This window comes from Aquabacterium sp. T101 (assembly GCF_057219775.1).
On the sequence record NZ_JBXVVZ010000008.1, the window covers coordinates 113,507 to 132,638 of the forward strand.

Here is a 19,132-nt window from a genome sequence, read left to right on the forward strand (position 1 = left end):
TGTCACCCTCCCTGGCGCAGTCGGAACCGCTGCAGTTTGCCTGTCTCGGTGCGCGGCAGGCTGGCGCGGAACTCCACCGCCCGCGGGTACTTGTACGGCGCCACCGTCTGCTTGACGAAGTCCTGCAGGGTCTTGACCATCGCGGCGTCGCCGGTGTGGCCGGACCTCAGCACGACGAAGGCCTTGACGATCTGGCCGCGCTCCTCGTCGGCCACGCCGACCACGCCGCACTCGGCCACCGCCGGGTGCAGCAGCAGCGCGCTTTCCACCTCGGGCCCGGCGATGTTGTAGCCGCCGGAGATGATCATGTCGTCGGTGCGCGCCTGGTAGACGAACTGGCCGTCGGCCGGGTCCACCAGGTAGGCGTCCCCGGTGAGGTTCCAGCCGTTCTGCACGTAGGTGGTCTGCCGCTCGTCGTCGAGGTACTTGCAGCCGGTGGGGCCGCGCACCGCCAGCCGACCCACCTGTCCCGGCGGCAGCGGATGCCCCGCGTCGTCGAGCACGGCGGCCTCGTAGCCCGGCACCACGTGACCGGTGGCGCCGCCGCGAGCCTGCTCCTCGGTGGCCGAGATGAAGATGTGGAACATCTCGGTGGAGCCGATGCCGTCGATGATGCGGATGCCCGTCGTGTCGAGCCAGAGCTGGCGCGTGGCCGCCGGCAGCGCCTCGCCCGCGGACACGCACTTGCGCAGGCTGGACACGTCGTGGGCGGCGATGCCCGCGGCCATGGCGCGGTACGCGGTGGGCGACGTGTAGCAGATCGTGGCGCGGTACTGCGCGATCGCCGCTGGCAGCGCGTCGGGCGTGGCCTTTTCCACCAGCACCGTGGACGCGCCGATGGACAGCGGGAACACCAGCAGGCCGCCCAGGCCGAAGGTGAACGCCAGCGGCGGGCTGCCGATGATCACGTCGTCGGGCTGCGCGCGCAGCACGTGCGGCGGCCAGCAGGCGGCGGCGGCCATCAGGTCGCGGTGGAAATGCATCGCGGCCTTGGGCTGCCCGGTGGTGCCCGACGTGAACGCGATGACGCAGGTGTCGTCGGCGGCGGTGTCGACGTTGTCGAAGTGCGCCGGCTTGCGCTGCGCCGCGTCCTCGAGCGCGCCGCGGTTGAAGTGCAGCACGCGGGTCAGCGTCGGGCACTGCGGCAGCGCCAGCGTCAGCTCCTCCGCCAGCCGCGCGTCGCACAGCGCATGGGTGATCTGCGCCTTGTCGACGATGCCCACCAGCTCGCGCGCGCGCAGCAGCGGCATCGTGCCCACCGCGATGGCCCCGGCCTTGACGACGGCGAACCAGCACGCCGCCAGCATCGGCGAGTTGGCCCCGCGCAGCAGCACGCGCTGGCCCGGGCGCAGGCCCTGGTCCTCGACCAGCACGCGGGCGATGCGGTTGGCCTCGCGCTGCAGGTCGGCATAGGTCCAGCGGATCGGCGTGCCGTCGGGGGCGCTGCCGAGCACGCAGGGCCGGTCGCCCTGCCCCGACGCGACCCAGCGGTCGAGCAGGCGGCTGGCGCAGTTCAACCGCGCCGGCAGCCGCTGCAGTTCCGGCAGGCCGAACACGAAGGTCGGCATGCGGTCGGGAGGCGGCAGCCGGTCGCGAGCGAAGGAGTCGAAGGCGGGGTCGGCCATGACCCCAATTTAGCCCCTGGGCGCCCCCGCCGCGATGGGACAAGCACCGAGCCGCGCGCGCCGATGCGCCGCAGCGGCCCGCCTATGATCGCCGCATGACAGCGCGCCTGTGGGACATCTCCGCGCCGGTGCACGCGGGCTCGCCCGTGTTCCCCGGCGACACGGCATACGGCCAGCAATGGGCGGCCACGCTGGGCCCCGGATGCCCGGTCAACGTGAGCTCGCTGACGCTGTCGCCGCACACCGGCACGCATGGCGACGCCCCGCTGCACTACGACGCCGGCGGCAGCGCCGCCGGGCTTCTCGACCTGCAGCCCTACCTCGGGCCGTGTCGCGTCGTCCACGCCATCGGCGTGGCGCCGCTGGTCACGTGGCAGCACCTGGCCCCCGCCGTGCAGCGCCCCGGCCTGCCGCCGCGGGTGCTGGTCCGCACCTACCGCCACATGCCCGTGGACCGCTGGGACCCCGACCTGCCCGCGTTCGACCCGGACGCCGTCGAGCGCCTCGCCGACCTGGGCGTGCTGCTCGTGGGCATCGACAGCGCCAGCATCGACCCCGCGCCCAGCAAGGACCTGCCCAGCCACCAGGTGGTGCGCCGCCGCGGCCTGCGCGTGCTGGAGAACCTCGTGCTCGACGCCGTGCCCGAGGGCGACTACGAGCTGATCGCGCTGCCGCTCAAGCTGATGACCGCCGACGCCAGCCCGGTGCGCGCCGTGCTGCGAGAACTGCCCCCCGCCCCATGATCGACCGAAACGACTGCACGGCGCTCGACGCCCGCGATCCGCTGGCCCCGCTGCGCGACCTTTTCGCACTGCCGCCAGGGCGCATCTACCTCGACGGCAACTCGCTGGGCGCGTTGCCGCGCGCCACGCCGGCCCGCGTCGCCCAGGTGGTGCAGCAGGAATGGGGCGAGCAGCTCATCGAAAGCTGGAACACCGCCGGCTGGATCGACCTGCCGCGGCGCGTGGGCGACAAGATCGCCTCGCTGGTGGGTGCCGGCGCGGGCGAGCTGGTGGTGGCCGACTCCACCTCGGTGAACCTGTTCAAGGTGCTGTCCGCGGCACTGACCCTCGCGCAGGCGGACGGCCCGTCGCGCCGCGTCGTGCTGAGCGAGCGCGACAACTTCCCGACCGACCTCTACATCGCCGAGTCGCTGGCGCGCGATCGCGGCTTCGAGCTGGTGCTCGTCGACGACCCGGCGCAGATCGGCCCGAGCCTGGCGCGGGGCGACGTGGCGGTGCTGATGCTCACCCAGGTGAACTACCGCACCGGGCGGCTGCACGACATGGCCGCCCTCAGCGCCGCCGCGCAGGCGGCGGGCGCGCTGGCGGTGTGGGACCTGGCGCACAGCGCCGGCGCGCTGCCCGTGCACCTTGGGCGCGACGGCGCCGACTTCGCCGTCGGCTGCGGCTACAAGTACCTCAACGGCGGCCCCGGCGCGCCCGCCTTCGTGTGGGTCCACCCGCGCCACGCCGACCGCTTCCGCCAGCCGCTGTCGGGCTGGATGGGCCATGCCGCGCCGTTCGCCTTCGACCCCGGCTACGCACCGGCGCCTGGCATCGCCCGCTACCTGTGCGGCACGCCGCCCGTCATCCAGGTGGCGGCGCTCGAATGCGGCGTGGACACGCTGCTGGCCGCCGCGCCGCTGGGCGGCATGGCGGCGCTGCGCGCGAAGTCGCTCGCGCTCGGCACGCTGTTCATGGACCTCGTCGCGCAGCGCTGCGCCGGCCACGACCTGACGCTGGTGACGCCGCGCGACGCGGCGCTGCGCGGCAGCCAGGCCTCGTTCGCGCGCGACGAGGGCGGCTATGCCATCGTGCAGGCGCTGATCGCGCGCGGCGTGGTGGGCGACTTCCGCGCCGGCGTGCCCGGCCCGCAGGCCGGCGCGCAGCACATCCTGCGCTTCGGCTTCACGCCGCTGTACCTGCGCTTCGTCGACGTCTGGGACGCCGTCGAGCACCTGCGCGACGTGCTGCAGACGCAGCAGTGGCGCGACCCGCGCTTCCAGCGCAGGGCCGCCGTGACCTGAGCCCCGGCGCGGGCTGCCCGAAGCCCGCGGCCCCACCCGCATCGCAAGGACCCGTCATGACCGAACATCACGACGCCAAGCTCGACTTCTCGCGCGACATGAGCTACGGCGACTACCTGCACCTGGACGAGGTGCTGTCGGCGCAGCATCCGCTGTCGCCGGACCACAACGAAATGCTGTTCATCGTGCAGCACCAGACCAGCGAGCTGTGGATGAAGCTGATGCTGCACGAGCTGGAAGCCGCCATCGAGCGCATCGCGCACGACGAACTGGGCGCGGCGTTCAAGATGCTGGCGCGCGTGTCGCGCATCATGGAACAGCTGGTCCACGCCTGGGACGTGCTGGCGACGATGACGCCGCCCGAGTACAGCGCGGTGCGCCCGTACCTCGCCAATTCCAGCGGCTTCCAGAGCTGGCAGTACCGCTGCATCGAGTTCCGCCTCGGCAACAAGAACGCGGCGATGCTCAAGCCCCACGCCCATGCGCCGGCGCGCCTGGCCCAGGTGGAAGCCGCGTGGCGCGCACCGTCGCTCTACGACGAGGCGCTGCGCCTGCTGGCTCGGCGCGGCATTGCCGTGCCCGCGAACCGGCTGGAGCGGGACTGGACCCGGCCGCACGAGGCCGACCCGGCGGTCGAACAGGCGTGGCTGGCCGTCTATCGCGCGCCCGACACCCACTGGGACCTGTACCAGCTCGGCGAGGAACTGACCGACCTGGAGGACGCGTTCCGGCTCTGGCGCTTCCGCCACGTGACCACCGTCGAGCGCGTCATCGGCTTCAAGCGCGGCACCGGCGGCACCAGTGGCGTGGGCTACCTGCGCAAGATGCTCGACGTGGTGCTGTTCCCGGAGATCTGGTCGCTGCGCACCAGCCTCTGAGCGAGGCTCTCTCGTGCGAGGAGTTCCGCGATGAAGGACGACGATCACGACTCCGGCCCGTCGACGCCGTGGCGCGTGGCCCTGGCCACCGCCGGGCCGTTCGTGCTGCTGGCGCTGCTGCTGCTGGCCGTGGCCTACTGGCTGCTCGACCCGGCGCCGCCGCGGCGCGTCACGCTGGCCACCGGCGTGCCGCAGGGCGCCTACAGCGAGTTCGGGCACCGCTACGCCGAACGGCTGGCGCGCCACGGCATCGAGGTGCGGCTGCGGCCCACGCAGGGCGCGGCCGAGAACCTCGCCCTGCTGCGCGACGCCGGCTCCGGCGTGGACCTGGCCTTCGTGCAGGGCGGCGCGGCGGCGTCGTCCGACGACGAGACCCTGGTCTCGCTGGGCAGCATGTTCCACGAGCCGGTGTGGCTGTTCTATCGCACCGACAGCGCGCAGCGCCTGCTGCGCCAGCCGCGGCTGGACCGCCTGGCGCAGCTGTCCGGCTGGCGCGTCAACATCGGCGCGCCGGGCAGCGGCGTGCCCTACCTCGCGCGCCAGCTGCTGGAAGCCAACCGCATCGAGCCGTCGAGCCTGACGCTGGCCGAGCAGCCCACCACGCCGGCCGTGGCCGAGTTGCTCGAAGGCCGGCTCGACGCCGTGGTGCTGGCGTCCGCCCCCGAGTCGCTCATCGTTCAGATGCTGCTGCAGACCCCCGGCGTGGCGTTGTTCGACTTCGCCCAGGCCGACGCCTACACGCGGCGCCTGGGTTACCTGTCGGCGGTGACGCTGCCGCGCGGCGTGGTGGACCTGGCGCGCGACCTGCCGCCGGCCGACGTGCGCATGGTGGCCCCCACCGCCACGCTCGTGGCCCGCGACGATCTGCATCCGGCGCTGGCGCAGCTGTTCGTGCAGGCCGCGGCCGACGTGCACGGCGGGCCGGGCTGGTTCCAGCGCAAGGGCGAGTTCCCCAACGCGCGCGACGGCGAGCGGCCGCTGGCGCCCGAGGCCGAGCGCTTCTACCGCAGCGGCGTGCCCTGGCTGCAGCGCTACCTGCCGTTCTGGATCGCCAACCTCGTGGATCGCATGTGGCTGGCGCTGCTGTCGATCGTGGCGGTGCTGCTGCCGCTGTCGCGCGTGGTGCCGCCGATCGTCGAGCTGCGCATCCGCTCGCGCGTGTTCCGCTGGTACGAGCAGCTGCGCCGCATCGAGTCGCAGACCGCCTCGCGCAGCGCGGCCGAGCTGCGCGCCGAGCTCGACGCGATCGAGGCGCGGGTCGACGCGATCCAGGTGCCGCTGTCCTACACCGACGAGCTGTACGCGCTGAAGGGGCACATCCAGATGGTGCGACGGCGCCTGGCCGCCGAGACGCCCCGGCCGCCTACGCCGCCGTGACGGCCTGCTGCCGGCGCTGCACGAACGCGCCGAACTCGTCGACGGGCAGCGGCTTGGCGAACCAGTAGCCCTGAAGCTCGTCGCACCCCAGCGACCGCAGCAGTTCGGCCTGGCGGGGCGTCTCCACCCCCTCGGCCACGACATGCAGGTTCAGGGCCCTGGCCAGTGCCAGGATCGACTGGATCACCGCCAGGGCACTGTCCCGGCGGTCGAGTTCGCTGACGAAGCTGCGGTCCACCTTGAGGATGTCGACCGGCAGGCGATGCAGGTAGGACAGCGACGAGTACCCCGTGCCGAAGTCGTCGAGCGCCAGACGCACGCCGGCGTGGCTGAGCCGGTCGAGCGCGGAGATCGCGCGCATCGAGTCCCCCACGAAGATGCTCTCGGTGATCTCCAGTTCGAGCGAGTCCGTCCCCAGCCCGTGCCGGTGCAGGATCCGGAGCACGTTGCCAGGGAAGTCGTGTGCGAGCAGCTGCTTCGACGACACGTTGACCGCCACCGACGGCAGGCGCAGACCCTGGGCGCGCCAGGCCACGAGCTGTCCGCAGGCGCTGTCGATCGCCCACAGGCCCACCGGCTCGATCAGGGCGCTTTCCTCCAGCAGATCGATGAACAGCCCCGGACTCACGAGCCCGCGCTGCGGATGGCGCCAGCGCAGCAGCGCCTCGGCCGAGTCGACACCCCCCTGGGCGGTCACGCGAGGCTGGTAGTGGAGCTCGAACTCCTGCCGGCCCAGGGCTTCGCGCAGGTCGGAACGCATCGCCGCCCGCAGGGCCATCTGCGCGTCGAGCTCCGGTTCGAACCACTGCCACTGGCGGCCGCCCGCCGACTTGACGCCGTACATCGCCATGTCGGCCCGCCGCAGCAGATCCACGGCCGACGTGGCGTGCTCGGGATACCGGGCCAGGCCCACACTGGCCCCCACATCGACCACCCGCGAATCCAGGTCGATGGGTTCGGCAAGCAGCGTCACGATCTGCTGCGCCAGCGCCTCGGCGGCTTCCCTGGTGCCCGGCAGCACGACGATGAACTCGTCGCCGCCCGGCCGCGCGACCACCGCCGTCGAGGGCGCTCCGGCCGTCAGGCGCGAGCCCACGATGCGCAGCAGATCGTCCCCCGCATGGTGACCGATCGAGTCGTTGACTTCCTTGAAGCCGTCGAGGTCGATGAACAGCAGCGTCATGGGCTCGGGCGCACTGGCATCGATGTGCCGGTCCAGGTAGTCCAGCAGGCCCGAACGGTTCACGAGACCGGTCAGGCTGTCGCGCGTGGCCCGCTGGAGCAGGCGCTGCTTGCGGTCGACGGACTCCAGCGCCACGCAGGCCCTGTCGCGAAGCTCCGCCATCTCCCGCATCTCGACCTCGCCGAGCGTGGGCGCGGGCGCGATGAAGACCGCGCAGGAAGCCTGACCCGCCGGGGCATGGCCCAGCACCAGCGCCTGCCCCGTGGGCGAGAGCTCCGGGTCGGCCTCATGGATCCGCAGGTCCGGCGGGCCCGGCGACCGGCTGCCGCGCCCTGGGGCCGTCTGCACCATGCGCCATGCCGACGCTGGCGCGCTGTGGGGCAGCAGGCCTGCCTCGTGCACCCGCACGTCGGAGACCAGGGCCGGCCGCGACTCGATCAGCATCACCCGCGACGCGGGCGCCAGTTGCTTCAGGCGCTGCACCACCGTCTGCAGGATGGCGTCCGGCTCGGCCCCGTCCAGCACCTGCCGGTCGATGTCGGACTGCACGCGCAGGGCGTCCATCTGCGCGCCGAGCCTTTCGGCAAGGTGATTGAAGGCGCGGGACAGATCGGCGAACTCGTCGTCGCCAGCCGGGGGGACCCGGGCCGAGAAGTCCTGCGCAGCCAGTCGGCGCGTGCCGGTGGCCAGGTTCTCCAGCGGCACCAGCGTCCGTCTCACCTGCACCAGGCTGAGGACGATCACGATCAGCAGCGCGGCCACCGAGGCCAGCAGGACGAGACGCCCCACCGGCAGCGACCCGACCGAGACCAGCGACCGGGGCTCGGTGAGGTTGACCAGGACCCAGTCGTCCGCGGCAAAGTCCGAGCGCAGGAACAGGCTCCAGGTGACCGGCGAGTGCGACAGGGCCTGCGCATCGTGGCCAGCCACCGCTGCCGCATCGGCGTCGCTCGGGCAGAACAGCGGATGCGCATGCACGTCCACGACGCAGATGCGTTTCCCCGTCGCCTGCGGGCCCAGTTCCCCGAAAAGGAAGTCACGGTCGACCTCGGCCAGCCAGAAACGCTGGCCTTGCGCCGGATCGCGCAGCAGCATCAGCACCGGCGGGGCCGTGCCGGCAGCCTCGCCATGGCCGATCAGTAGCGTGGCATCGGCTGAGGCGCCGGCCTGGGCGGCGCGCGTCAGGACGTCGGGCTCGAGCATGTCCTGCCATGCCCGCCAGGTGGCGTCGGCGCCCACAACCAGGCGGCCGTCGCCATCGAGCACCACGACACCGGCCAGGACGCGCCCCCGATGACGTCCGACGGCCGCCTCGCCTTCGGTGGTGCCGCTGCGCGCGTACATGCCCAGCACGGTGCGGGCCACGAGCAGGTTGTCCAACAGCGACATGCCAGCGTACTTGGTCGCCTGGGCGCGCTGCCGCTGCGCCAGGCTGTCCAGGTGCGACTGCAGCATGCCGTAGGCGGCCGCGCCCAGCAGCAGGATCGGCACGGCGGCCGCCACCATCAGCGTCCAGAAGATTCGGCGCCCCACGCGGCTGGCGATGAACCTTCCCTTGATCAGAGCCATGGCGCTGTCGTTACCGGTCGGTGGTGCAAGGCTCAGTAGTCTTCGGCGACGCCGACGAAGGCCCCGTCGTTCGCCCGCACGATGTCATCCCGGCTTTGCGGCGCCGTCAGCGGCGGCCGGGACACGCCATCCGGCCCCAGGCTGTAGAGGTCGAAGTCGGAATTGATCGGCACCAGCGCACGGTCCTTGCGGGCCTGGCCCATGTTGCGTCGATCGTCGAGCGGCAGGTAGACGTAGGGCCGGCCCCAGGGGTCCAGCGGCGCGCCCAGGCCCGCATCGGCCAGGGTCCGCGGCAGGGTGCGGTCGTCGAGCGCGCGTCGCCCGATGGCCCCGGCCAGCGTCACGATGTCGCGCTGCGCCTGGTTGACGCGGGCGCGGTGCTGGTACGACTGAAAGGTCGGCAGCGCGATGGCCGCCAGCACCGCCAGCACGGCCATCGACACCAGCAGTTCGACAAGAGTGAATCCGCGGGTCGCTTGTCGGCGGCAGTGCGGGCGCATACGAGTGCCGTTGAGGCGGTGATGGAAGCCCGCATTACTTCGACCGATCCGGCACCGCCTTGAGGCGTCTGCCCCGAATCGGTGCCCCTCGTCGGCGATTCGTGAAATGCGCCACGGCGGGTGCATCCGGGCGTCCTCCCTACAATCGTCGCGCGCCCTGCGGCCTCGTCATCCGAGGCGCTGCCCCCCCTTGTTCCGGACCGGAGCCCCGCCATGGACACCCGCACCTCCCCCATTCCCGTTCGGCTCGAAAGCGTGCGCGACAGCCTGCGCAGCCTGGGCATCGACGCGCTGCTGGTGCCGTCCAGCGACCCGCACCTGTCCGAGTACCTGCCCGAGCGCTGGCAGGGCCGGGTGTGGCTGTCCGGGTTCACCGGTTCGATGGGCACGCTGGTGGTCACGACCGACCAGGCGGCGCTGTTCGCCGACAGCCGCTACTGGGTGCAGGCCGAGCGCGAACTGCAGGGCAGCGGCATCGACCTCGTGAAGATCCCCACCGGCGCGGCCACGCACCACATCGACTGGCTGGCCCGCACGGTGCGCCGCGGCGGCACCGTCGCGGTGGACGGCCAGGTACTCGGGCTGGCCGCGGCGCAGGCGCTGCGCCGTGCGCTGGACGGCGCCGGCATTGCGCTGCGCGCCGACCTCGACCTGCTCGCCGAAGCCTGGTCCGACCGCCCCGGGCTGCCGCACGGGCGGGTCTACGCACACCGCGCACCCCATGCGGCCACGCCGCGCGCGGCCAAGCTCGTGTCGGTGCGGCAGGCGATGGCGCAGCACAAGGCCACGCATCACTTCGTCTCCACCGTCGACGACGTGGCCTGGATCACCAACCTGCGCGGCGCCGACGTCGACTACAACCCGGTGTTCCTGGCGCACCTGCTGATCGACACCGCGGGTGCCACGCTGTTCGTCGGCGCCGGCAAGGTCGAGCCTGCGCTGGCCGCCGAACTGGCGGCCGACGGCATCGCGCTGGCCGCCTACGACGGTGCGGCCGCCGCGCTGGCGTCGCTGCCCGCGGGCAGCACCCTGCTGCTCGATCCGCGCCGCGTGACGCTGGCGTTCCGCGGCCGCGTGCCGGGCGACGTGACCGTGGTCGAGGCGATCAACCCGAGCACGCTGGCCAAGAGCCGCAAGACCGCCGCCGAGGCCGCGCACATCCGCGAGGCGATGGCCGAGGACGGTGCGGCGATGTGCCGCTTCTACGCCTGGTTCGAGGAGGCGCAGGCGCGCGGCGAGCGCCTGACCGAGATCACGGTCGACGAGAAGCTGTCGGCCGAGCGGGCGCGCTGCGCCGGCTTCGTCGGCCTGTCCTTCCCGGTGATCGCCGGCTACAACGCCAACGGCGCGATGCCGCACTACCGCGCCACGGCCGGCTCGCATGCGGTGATCGAGGGCGACGGCCTGCTGCTGATCGACTCCGGCGGGCAGTACCTCGGCGGCACCACCGACATCACCCGCGTCTGGCCCATCGGCCGCGTCAGCGACGAGATGCGGCGCGACTACACCCTGGTGCTCAAGGGCACCATCGGCCTGTCGCGCGCGCGCTTCCCGCGCGGCACGCTCAGCCCGATGCTCGACGCGCTGGCGCGCGCCCCGCTGTGGGCCGAGGGCATCGAGTTCGGCCACGGCACCGGCCACGGCGTGGGCTACTTCCTCAACGTGCACGAAGGGCCGCAGAGCATCAGCAAGGCAATCCCCGAGGCGACGATGGCGATGGAGCCCGGCATGATCACCTCGATCGAACCCGGCCTGTACCGCGAAGGACGCTGGGGCGTGCGCATCGAGAACCTCGTGCTCAACGTCAGCGCCACCACCACCGAGTTCGGCGAGTTCCTCGACTTCGAGACGCTCACCCTGTGCCCGATCGACACGCGCTGCATCGACAAGTCGCTGATGCGCGCCGACGAGATCGCGTGGCTCAACGCGTACCACGCCACGGTGCGCGAGCGGCTGTCACCGCGCGTGGACGGCGCTGCCCGGACCTGGCTGCTGGCCCGCACCGAGCCGATCTGACGCCTCCCCGCCCGCGCCCCCGCGGGCGCCGCCCCCGTTCATCGCGCTGGCCTGCGCTTCATCGCAGTCTGCCGGCCGTTCGTCTCGAAGCCGTCGCGGCGCGGCGCGAGCCTGCCTAGAGTCCACCCCATCGACACACGACACGGACTGCAGGAGAACACCATGACCGACCGCATCGCCCCCCGCGCCATCTCCCTCGCGATGGCCGCGTTCGTCACCTTCTCGATGCTCGCCGGCATCGACGGCCTGGCGCTGAGCGGGCATGCCACCAGCGACCTGATGGCCAGCGTGGCCGCCGCCTTCGCCCGCGCCTGAGCGTCGGGCCGACCTGCAATCCATGCCGGCGTTTCCGCCATTCGTCGCATTGGCCCGAGCCTGCCGCGGGACGCCGACTACAGTGATTCCACGCCTGCATTCCGGCTCCGGAACCGGGCGTTGATCGATGACCGACCCTCCGGGTTCCGCGGGCACAACCCATCATCGGAACCTGCTCCTTTCGGGCTGCTTCGGCAGCCCGTTTTCTTGGTGGCAGCTACATCTGGCGGAACAGGTGCAGGAAGCTGCGGCTCACCGGCAGCACCTCGGTGCGGCCGTGCAGATGCACGTCGGCGGTCTCGTTCAGGCCCCGGGTCACGTGCGACACGCGCGACAGGTTCACGATCACCGAGCGGTGGATCTGCGCGAAGCGCGCGGGGTCGAGTTCGTCGGCGAGTTCGCGGATCGTGCGCCGGATCAGCGCCTCGCCGCCTTCCCACACCACCAGCGTGTACTTCTCGTCCGAGCGCAGGTAGTGGACCTGCTCCACGGGAATCAGGCGCACCGTCGTGCCCACCGACGCGCGCAGCCATTGCAGGTGCCGTGCCGGCGCCTGGACCCGGCTGCGCACCTCGGCGGCCAGCGACTCCAGCAGCGACTCCAGTGCCGGCGCCGAGCCGGGTGCCAGGCGCTCGCGCAGCCGGCTCACGGTCTGAGCCAGCCGGGCTTCGTCGAAGGGCTTGACGAGGTAGTCGATCGCGCCCTGCTCGAAGGCCTGCACGGCGTACTGCTCGTAGGCCGTGACGAAGACGATGCGCGTGCGGCCGACCATCGACCGCGCCGCCTCGATGCCGCTGCAGCCCGGCATGTGGACGTCCAGGAACACCACGTCGGGCTCGAACTGGTCGAACAGTTCCACCGCCTCGCGGCCGTTGCGCGCCTCGGCCACCACCGTCAGGTCGGGCCAGGCGCGGCCCAGCAGCGACACCAGCCGCTGCCGCAGCAGGGGCTCGTCGTCGGCGATCAGGGCGCTGGGCATGGCGTCAGGCCGGGGCCGGCAGGTCGATCTGCGCGCGCACGCCGTGCGGCGACACCGCGCTCAGGCTCAGGCGTGCCTGCGGGCCGCAGGTGGCCGTCAGCCGGGCGCGCAGGTTGGACAGGCCGGTGCCCGGTGCCCGGCTCTCGTCGAGGCCGCGGCCGGTGTCTTCCACCCACAGATGGATGCCGCCCGTGGCGGCGTCGCGGCGGGCGCCCACCTCGATGCGCCCGCCCTCCTCGCTCGGATCGATGCCGTGGCGCACCGCGTTCTCCACCAGGGTCAGCAGCGACATCGGCGGCAGCCGCAGGCCCGCCAGCGCGGGCTCAATCCTCACGTCGTACTGAAGCCGGTCGGGCATGCGCATGTGCATCAGCTCGAGGTAGGCGCGCACCAGCGACTCCTCGCGGCCGAGCGTCGGCGCACCCTCGTGCAGCTGCGGCATCGCGGCACGCAGGTAGGCGATCAGGCTGGCCAGCACCGGCGCGGCGCGCGGCGAGCCGCTTTCCACCAGGGCCTGCACGTTGGCCAGCGTGTTGAACAGGAAGTGCGGCTCCACCTGCGACTGCAGCAGGGCCAGCCGGGCGTCCGCGGCCTGGCGCTGCAGCATCTCGCGCTCCAGCGCGAAGGTCAGCGCCGCGTTGTTGGCCTGGGCATCGCGCTCGCGGTACAGCGCCCCCATTCCCATCAGGAGCCCGAGCACCAGCGCACTGCTGCCCAGGATGACGATGCCGCTCACATAGCCCATGTTGCCGAACATGCTGGCGAAGTCGCCGCCGGTGCTCAGCGCATAGACCGCCAGCGTGGCCAGCGGCGCGCTCAGCACCACCGCGGCCAGCTGCAGCTGCCAGCGCGGCAGGCGCTGCTGGCGCCACTGGCCGGCGGCCGTGTAGGCCAGCAGCACCACGAGGGCAATGAACAGCGTGCGCCCGAGCAGCACCGGCAACGGCGGCTGGAAGATCGGCGAGATCGCCAACGCCGCCACCGCGGCCAGCGCCACGGCCCAGGCGATGCTGCCGCCGTTGAGGGCGGTCAGGACGCGACGCCAGAGCGGCGCGGTCCCTGCTTCGACGCTGGCTTCGTTGGTCATGTGTGCACGATAGCCGGCCGCCGGCACGCCCCCACGCGGCCGGGCCGGTCCCTGCGACGGAGCACGGAAACCGGCACCCGAAACACGGCCCTGGGGCGAGGGCCGGGGCGGCGCTATGCCCCGGCGCGCTGCAGCGGCGCCGACAGCGCCCGCGACAACGTGTCGACGGAATCGGCCAGATGGGCCCGGGCGGCGTCCGACAGGCCCTGGCGACGGCTGGCTCGCTCGATGCGCGCCTGCAGCGCCATCGCCTCGGCGCGCAACAGGCTGCGCGTGTCGGTCCGGCTTGCCGAGCTCGGACGCAGCAGTCCGCCGGCCAGGCGGTTCACATGGTCGCGCTGCAGTTCCCGCCGCAGCGGCGGGATGTCTCCCGTGGCACCCAGTTCGCTCCAGATCTCCCGCGTCAGTCGCGTGTGCAGTTCCGACAGCTGGAACACGTCCGCCGGGGCACCTGAGGCCGACCGGTCCGCCTTGCCTTCGCTGTCGAGCAGGCGCGAGGCGACCGCGTCGCTCATCAACTGGCCCAGCACCCCCTTCTGCACCGCCAGCACGTTGGCCGCCACGGGATAGTCGGTCGGCACCTGCCCGTCGCCGAGCGTCTCGTCGCGGTCGAAGAAGTCCGGTGCGAGCTTGCGCTGCAGGGCTGGCGACAGGCGGAAGCTGTCGGCCGACAGCACTCCCTTGGCCAGGCCGTCGAGTGCCCGACGCTGGATCGCCGCCGGCACCGGCACGACCGGGTCGCGCCCGCTGCCCGGGAAGTCGCGCAGCGTCCGCAGACCACCGATCTGACGCGACAGCACCCCGGCGGCGCCGGCCACGTCACGCAGCGCGAACCCCACGGAGCGCCGCAGTGCGGCGTAGCTGTCGTCGCTGGACAGCACGCGCTGCTCCTGCCGCGCGATCAGGTCGCGCGCGATGGCCAGACGCGACTCGGCATACGCCAGCGGATCGTTGCCGAGGTCGAACTGCAGCGTCTCGGCGTCGATGGCGAGCGATGCGTCCTCGTCGCTGCCGTATTCCAGGCCCGGCTCAGCACTGCGCGCCGCGATGCGCTGCAGCTCGGCCTTCTCCTGGCCCGGCGTCAGCGGCTTGTAGGCGTACTCGATGGCCCAGTAGTCGTACGGGCCCAGCGCGGCACGGAACGGGGACCCGTGCCTGGCATAGGGCACGCCGGGAGGCGGCAGGTTGATGTCCGGGTACTCCATCACCGACGCGCTGATGCCGTTGGCGGCCGTGAAGACCGGGTCGCGCAGCTGTTCCAGCGTGTAGGCGCGCGACGACCGGAAGTTATGTCGCAGGCCGAGCGCGTGGCCGATCTCGTGCGTGACCGTGCCGAAGATCGCAGCCTGCGCGAAGCTCTCGGCCTCGGGGCTGTCCAACGCCAGGTCGCCCCGTGCCTCGAGCACGTCGAGGCCGTAGCGCATCAGGTCGGCGGCATGGTCGTGGTCCTCGCAGACCATCATGTGCTGCAGCGACGCCAGCTCCTCCGGCGTGCGGGGCAGCTGCAGTCGGGCGCGAAGGTCGCCCGGGATGCCGTCCACCACCCTGGAGCGGATGAAGCGGGACACACGGCCCCAGTTGCCGTCGATCAGGATGTCGGCGTCGAGGATCTCGCCCGTGCGCGGGTCGACATGCGAAGGACCGATGCCGTTGAAGGTCTGGCGCGACGTCTGCAGCCAGCGCACCGAGGACACGCCCACGTCGAGTGTGTCGAAGTCGGCGTCGTCCGGCTGCATGCGTGCCACGACCGCGTCCTTGAAGCCGATGCGCTCGAACGCCTTGTTCCATTCGGTGATCGCGCGCAGGACCGTGTCGCGGTACTTCAAGGGCACGTTGCGGTCGACCCAGAACACGATCGGCTGCACCGGCTCGGACAGCGCGGCCGATGGGTCCTTCTTCTCTAGGCGCCAGCGCCGGATGTAGCGCTGCGTCGGCGTGCGGGCGTTCTCCTGCGAGAAGTCGAGCACCTGCACCGCGAAGTGACCCAGGCGGGGGTCGGCCGCGCGCGGCGCCATCGGCTTCTCCGGAAGGCGCGCGATCGACACGTACAGACCGAGCATCATGCTGCGCGGATCGGGCAGGCTCGATGGCGTCCTGGGCAGCGGCGTGCCCGGCGGCGCGCCCACCGGCGCCTGCGCCAGACTGGGCGTGTAGTAGTGGGCGTTGATGTCGAACGTCACCTGCGACTCGGTGCTGCGCACCTTGGCGAAGCCCGAGTTGCGCGGCTCGAAGGCGTAGTTCTGGCGGTAGTTGCGTTGCAGCGCCGCGCCGATGCCGAGCATGTCGTTCAGCAGCAGCGACCCGGCATCGATGAGGACGGACTTTCGCTCCGGGTGGGCCTGGCTCGCCACGGGCACGCTGCCCAGCAGGCTGTAGGCGAAACCTTCCGCCACGGCGCGGGCCTCGGGCGAATCGGTGGCACGCGCGGTCACGCTGGTGTTGAGGGCCACCAGCTGGACCAGGTTGTGGACGCGCCGGAACTCGACCAGCTGGTCGTCGAGCCGGCTGCCTCCCACCAGCATCGAGCCGGCCAGCAGCCATCCCTCGCCCAGGCCGCGCGCCAGCTTGGGCGAGAACAGCATGGGCTTGTTCAGGTCCTCGGGGCGCAGTTCGATCCAGACCTTGTCGTCCTTCTGCCAGAGCGTCAGCACGCCCTTGGACTCCTTGGCGTCCTTGACGACGGTCGCGAAGGCCGGGGGCTGGCCCGGCGCCGGCGGGCCGGACGGCGCAGGCGCCGCGCCCGCAGTCGCCGGGCGCGGGCTGGCGCCGGGCTGCGCCGCCGGGGCGGCCGCGCCGGCCGGCGACGCCGGCGACGCCGTCGGCGCCGCAGCGCCCGGCGCCGCTGCGGCGGCCTTCGGGTCGGTCAGGGTGGCACAGCCCACTAGGCCGACGGCCACGATGGACAGGGCCAGGGCGGGAAGACGCCTCGCTTCGGTGGGATGACGATTCATGGGTGCTGCAAACGGCTGCGCCCGCCGGCGGCGGGCCTTTGCGATCATTATCGAAGCGGGCCCGCCCCGGCGCCACCGGGCATGCCCGCCATCCGTCCCCACGATCCGGTGATCCGTCGCATGGCGGGCCCCGCGGCCCGGGCGATCAGGCCCGGCAGGTCTGCCACTGCCGGCTGTAGTCGGTCGCCGGCAGCACCACGGTGGTGGCGTCCACCGGCGCACGGGCGCGGCTGCCGAGTTCGGTCTGCAGCTTGAACTCGTACTTCTCGAAGAAGGCCGGGAACATCTCGCCGCCCTGGGTACCCACGGCGTGCAGCCGGTCGGTGGCCGGGTCCCATTCCAGCAGCACGGCGGCCAGCGGCTGCGGCGCCGGGCCGGCGATGACGCGCGCGCCGTGCGACGGGTCGTACCGCGAATCGTCGCCGCAGCAGTGGATCACCTGGGCCGGTTCGCCGTCGAAGCCCTTGCGCACGCCGATGAAGCTGATCTGCTTCGTCGGGTACATCAGCTTGTGCGCGCAGATGGCCGAGAACGCGACGATCGAGCGCTTGGGGCCCACGCCCGCGGGCGAGGCGTAGCGCTGCTGGTTCTGCGTGGTCACCTCGGCCGGCGCGACGGCGCGGTCCAGCGCCAGCAGGAACACCGGCGAGGCCTGGTACGGGTAGTTGAACAGCTGGGCCACGCCGGGCTCCAGCTTCGACGCCCGCAGCGGGTCGCCGAAGCGGCCCACGAGCAGGCTGCGCGCGTAGCGCCGGGTCGTGCCGGGTGCGGCCGCCAGCACCGGCACGGCGCCGCTGGCGGCCCAGGCCCCGGCCACGCAGGCCGCCTCGCGCATCAGGGCCCGGCGCTGCTGGTCGTCGGCTTCGGACATGGCCGCAAGCTACACCAAGGCGCCCGCGGTGCAAAGGCGGGGCTGCCCGATCCGGCCGGGCGCGGCCCGGCCTCAGCGGATCGGCTTGAAGCGCACCCGCTTGGGGCGCGCCCCTTCCTCGCCCAGGCGCTTGAGCTTGTCGGCCTCGTACTCCTGGTAGTTGCCGGGGAACATCACCCACTGCGAGTCGCCCTCGGCGGCCAGGATGTGGGTGCAGATGCGGTCGAGGAACCAGCGGTCGTGGCTGATCACCATCGCGCTGCCGGCGAACTCGAGCAGGGCCTCCTCGAGCGCGCGCAGGGTCTCGACGTCGAGGTCGTTGGACGGCTCGTCGAGCATCAGCACGTTGCCGCCCTTGGCCAGCGTCTTGGCCAGGTGCAGGCGGCCGCGCTCGCCGCCCGACAGGTTGCCGACCTGCTTCTGCTGGTCGTTGCCCTTGAAGTTGAAGCGGCCGAGGTAGGCGCGGCTGGGCATCACGAACTGGCCGACGGTGATGTTGTCGAGGCCGCCGGAGACGTCCTCCCACACCGTCTTGGTGTTGTCCAGCGTCTCGCGGCTCTGGTCGACGAAGGCCAGGCGCGCGGTCTGGCCGATCACCACCTCGCCCGAGTCCGGCTTCTCCACGCCCTGGATCATGCGGAACAGCGTCGACTTGCCGGCGCCGTTGGGGCCGATGATGCCGACGATGGCGCCGGGCGGCACCTTGAAGCTCAGGTTGTCGATCAGCAGGCGGTCACCGAAGCTCTTGCTGACGTTCTTGAACTCGATGACCTCGTTGCCCAGGCGCTCGGCCACCGGGATGAAGATCTCGTTGGTCTCGTTGCGGCGCTGGTATTCGACGTCGGACAGTTCCTCGAAGCGGGCCAGACGCGCCTTGCTCTTGGTCTGGCGGGCCTTGGCATTGGAGCGCACCCACTTCAGCTCCTCCTTCATCGCCTTGGCGCGCGCGTCTTCCTTCTTCTGCTCGACCTCCAGGCGCTTTTCCTTCTGGTCCAGCCACTCGGAGTAGTTGCCCTTCCAGGGGATACCCATGCCGCGGTCGAGTTCGAGGATCCACTCGGCGGCGTTGTCGAGGAAGTAGCGGTCGTGGGTGATGGCCACCACCGTGCCGGGGAAGCGCTGCAGGAAGTGCTCCAGCCATTCCACCGACTCGGCGTCCAGGTGGTTGGTGGGCTCGTCGAGCAGCAGCATGTCGGGCTTGGACAGCAGCAGGCGGCACAGCGCCACGCGGCGCTTCTCGCCGCCGGACAGATGCTTGATCGGCGCGTCCCACGGCGGCAGGCGCAGCGCGTCGGCGGCCAGCTCCAGCTGCAGATCGGTGTTCTCGCTGCCGGCCGCGGCGATCACCGCTTCCAGCTCGGCCTGCTCGGCGGCGAGCTTGTCGAAGTCGGCGTCGGGCTCGGCATAGGCGGCGTACACCTCGTCGAGGCGCTTCTTGGCCGCCAGCACGCCGCCGATGCCCTGCTCCACCGCCTCGCGCACGGTCTGTTCGGGGTCGAGCTGCGGCTCCTGCGGCAGGTGCCCGATCTTCAGGCCGGGCATCGGCACGGCCTCGCCCTCGATCTCCTTGTCGAGGCCGGCCATGATCTTCAGCAGCGTGCTCTTGCCGCTGCCGTTGATGCCGAGCACACCGATCTTCGCGCCGGGGAAGAAGGACAGGCTGATGTCCTTGAGGATCTGCCGCTTCGGCGGCACGATCTTGCCGACGCGGTTCATGGTGAAGACGTACTGGGCCATGGAAGTGACTGCGAT

Annotated in this window: 14 protein-coding genes; 6 read left to right on the forward strand and 8 right to left on the reverse strand. The window is 71.9% G+C overall.

All coding sequences use genetic code 11. The annotated features are described in order from the left end of the window. Positions 1 to 2: 2 nt before the first annotated feature. Complete coding sequence (locus AC2EAQ_RS17080; protein ID WP_484645631.1) at positions 3 to 1,625, reverse strand: AMP-binding protein; 1,623 nt, start codon at positions 1,623 to 1,625, stop codon at positions 3 to 5. A gap of 95 nt (positions 1,626 to 1,720) precedes the next feature. On the opposite strand from AC2EAQ_RS17080, the gene kynB reads away from it, so the two are divergent. From kynB to AC2EAQ_RS17100, 4 genes are read left to right on the forward strand one after another with little or no spacing between them, the layout of a single operon-like run. After that, the gene (kynB, locus tag AC2EAQ_RS17085; RefSeq protein WP_484645633.1) at positions 1,721 to 2,368 is read left to right on the forward strand and encodes an arylformamidase; all 648 of its coding nucleotides are present in this window, start codon (positions 1,721 to 1,723) and stop codon (positions 2,366 to 2,368) included. After that, positions 2,365 to 3,654: a kynureninase gene (kynU, locus tag AC2EAQ_RS17090; protein WP_484645635.1), complete on the forward strand. Its 1,290-nt coding sequence runs from the start codon at positions 2,365 to 2,367 to the stop codon at positions 3,652 to 3,654. The genes kynB and kynU overlap by 4 nt, the downstream gene beginning before the upstream one ends. Before the next feature lie 56 nt (positions 3,655 to 3,710). Continuing rightward, a complete protein-coding gene (gene kynA, locus AC2EAQ_RS17095) occupies positions 3,711 to 4,532 on the forward strand; it encodes a tryptophan 2,3-dioxygenase (RefSeq protein WP_484645636.1) in 822 nt (273 codons plus the stop codon). A gap of 30 nt (positions 4,533 to 4,562) precedes the next feature. Next, on the forward strand, positions 4,563 to 5,909 hold the full coding sequence (locus AC2EAQ_RS17100) for a TAXI family TRAP transporter solute-binding subunit (RefSeq protein WP_484645637.1): 1,347 nt from the start codon (positions 4,563 to 4,565) through the stop codon (positions 5,907 to 5,909). On the opposite strand, the gene AC2EAQ_RS17105 is transcribed toward AC2EAQ_RS17100, so the two are convergent. Together AC2EAQ_RS17105 and AC2EAQ_RS17110 are read right to left on the reverse strand one after the other, a co-directional pair. Continuing rightward, the gene (locus AC2EAQ_RS17105; RefSeq protein ID WP_484645638.1) at positions 5,896 to 8,661 is read right to left on the reverse strand and encodes a putative bifunctional diguanylate cyclase/phosphodiesterase; all 2,766 of its coding nucleotides are present in this window, start codon (positions 8,659 to 8,661) and stop codon (positions 5,896 to 5,898) included. The two genes, AC2EAQ_RS17100 and AC2EAQ_RS17105, sit on opposite strands and share 14 nt — an antisense overlap. A 32-nt stretch (positions 8,662 to 8,693) precedes the next feature. Then, the gene (locus AC2EAQ_RS17110) at positions 8,694 to 9,287 is read right to left on the reverse strand and encodes a prepilin-type N-terminal cleavage/methylation domain-containing protein (protein ID WP_484645639.1); all 594 of its coding nucleotides are present in this window, start codon (positions 9,285 to 9,287) and stop codon (positions 8,694 to 8,696) included. A gap of 87 nt (positions 9,288 to 9,374) precedes the next feature. Between AC2EAQ_RS17110 and AC2EAQ_RS17115 the strand changes: the two genes are divergently transcribed. After that, complete coding sequence (locus tag AC2EAQ_RS17115; RefSeq protein WP_484645640.1) at positions 9,375 to 11,177, forward strand: aminopeptidase P family protein; 1,803 nt, start codon at positions 9,375 to 9,377, stop codon at positions 11,175 to 11,177. Between the two features lie 162 nt (positions 11,178 to 11,339). Beyond that, complete coding sequence (locus AC2EAQ_RS17120; protein WP_484645643.1) at positions 11,340 to 11,492, forward strand: hypothetical protein; 153 nt, start codon at positions 11,340 to 11,342, stop codon at positions 11,490 to 11,492. A 217-nt stretch (positions 11,493 to 11,709) separates the two neighbouring features. Here the strand turns inward: AC2EAQ_RS17120 and AC2EAQ_RS17125 are convergent, their stop codons facing one another. The 5 genes from AC2EAQ_RS17125 to ettA all read right to left on the reverse strand — a co-directional run bounded on the left by AC2EAQ_RS17125 (position 11,710) and on the right by ettA (position 19,117). Further along, on the reverse strand, positions 11,710 to 12,471 hold the full coding sequence (locus tag AC2EAQ_RS17125) for a LytR/AlgR family response regulator transcription factor (RefSeq protein ID WP_484645645.1): 762 nt from the start codon (positions 12,469 to 12,471) through the stop codon (positions 11,710 to 11,712). A 4-nt stretch (positions 12,472 to 12,475) separates the two neighbouring features. Beyond that, positions 12,476 to 13,558, reverse strand: a complete 1,083-nt coding sequence (locus tag AC2EAQ_RS17130) for a sensor histidine kinase (protein ID WP_484645646.1) — start codon at positions 13,556 to 13,558, stop codon at positions 12,476 to 12,478. A gap of 113 nt (positions 13,559 to 13,671) precedes the next feature. Continuing rightward, the gene (locus tag AC2EAQ_RS17135; protein WP_484645647.1) at positions 13,672 to 16,509 is read right to left on the reverse strand and encodes a zinc-dependent metalloprotease; all 2,838 of its coding nucleotides are present in this window, start codon (positions 16,507 to 16,509) and stop codon (positions 13,672 to 13,674) included. A 145-nt stretch (positions 16,510 to 16,654) separates the two neighbouring features. Beyond that, on the reverse strand, positions 16,655 to 17,380 hold the full coding sequence (locus AC2EAQ_RS17140; RefSeq protein WP_484645648.1) for a Rieske (2Fe-2S) protein: 726 nt from the start codon (positions 17,378 to 17,380) through the stop codon (positions 16,655 to 16,657). Between the two features lie 72 nt (positions 17,381 to 17,452). Then, the gene (ettA, locus tag AC2EAQ_RS17145) at positions 17,453 to 19,117 is read right to left on the reverse strand and encodes an energy-dependent translational throttle protein EttA (RefSeq protein ID WP_484645649.1); all 1,665 of its coding nucleotides are present in this window, start codon (positions 19,115 to 19,117) and stop codon (positions 17,453 to 17,455) included. Positions 19,118 to 19,132 lie beyond the last annotated feature (15 nt).

Bases quoted from the DNA above. Each gene is read 5' to 3' on its own strand.
- AC2EAQ_RS17080 (WP_484645631.1), bottom strand. From the start codon at position 1,625: ATGGCCGACCCCGCCTTCGACTCCTTCGCTCGCGACCGGCTGCCGCCT.
- kynB (WP_484645633.1), top strand. From the start codon at position 1,721: ATGACAGCGCGCCTGTGGGACATCTCCGCGCCGGTGCACGCGGGCTCG.
- kynU (WP_484645635.1), top strand. From the start codon at position 2,365: ATGATCGACCGAAACGACTGCACGGCGCTCGACGCCCGCGATCCGCTG.
- kynA (WP_484645636.1), top strand. From the start codon at position 3,711: ATGACCGAACATCACGACGCCAAGCTCGACTTCTCGCGCGACATGAGC.
- AC2EAQ_RS17100 (WP_484645637.1), top strand. From the start codon at position 4,563: ATGAAGGACGACGATCACGACTCCGGCCCGTCGACGCCGTGGCGCGTG.
- AC2EAQ_RS17105 (WP_484645638.1), bottom strand. From the start codon at position 8,661: ATGGCTCTGATCAAGGGAAGGTTCATCGCCAGCCGCGTGGGGCGCCGA.
- AC2EAQ_RS17110 (WP_484645639.1), bottom strand. From the start codon at position 9,287: ATGCACCCGCCGTGGCGCATTTCACGAATCGCCGACGAGGGGCACCGA.
- AC2EAQ_RS17115 (WP_484645640.1), top strand. From the start codon at position 9,375: ATGGACACCCGCACCTCCCCCATTCCCGTTCGGCTCGAAAGCGTGCGC.
- AC2EAQ_RS17120 (WP_484645643.1), top strand. From the start codon at position 11,340: ATGACCGACCGCATCGCCCCCCGCGCCATCTCCCTCGCGATGGCCGCG.
- AC2EAQ_RS17125 (WP_484645645.1), bottom strand. From the start codon at position 12,471: ATGCCCAGCGCCCTGATCGCCGACGACGAGCCCCTGCTGCGGCAGCGG.
- AC2EAQ_RS17130 (WP_484645646.1), bottom strand. From the start codon at position 13,558: ATGACCAACGAAGCCAGCGTCGAAGCAGGGACCGCGCCGCTCTGGCGT.
- AC2EAQ_RS17135 (WP_484645647.1), bottom strand. From the start codon at position 16,509: ATGAATCGTCATCCCACCGAAGCGAGGCGTCTTCCCGCCCTGGCCCTG.
- AC2EAQ_RS17140 (WP_484645648.1), bottom strand. From the start codon at position 17,380: ATGTCCGAAGCCGACGACCAGCAGCGCCGGGCCCTGATGCGCGAGGCG.
- ettA (WP_484645649.1), bottom strand. From the start codon at position 19,117: ATGGCCCAGTACGTCTTCACCATGAACCGCGTCGGCAAGATCGTGCCG.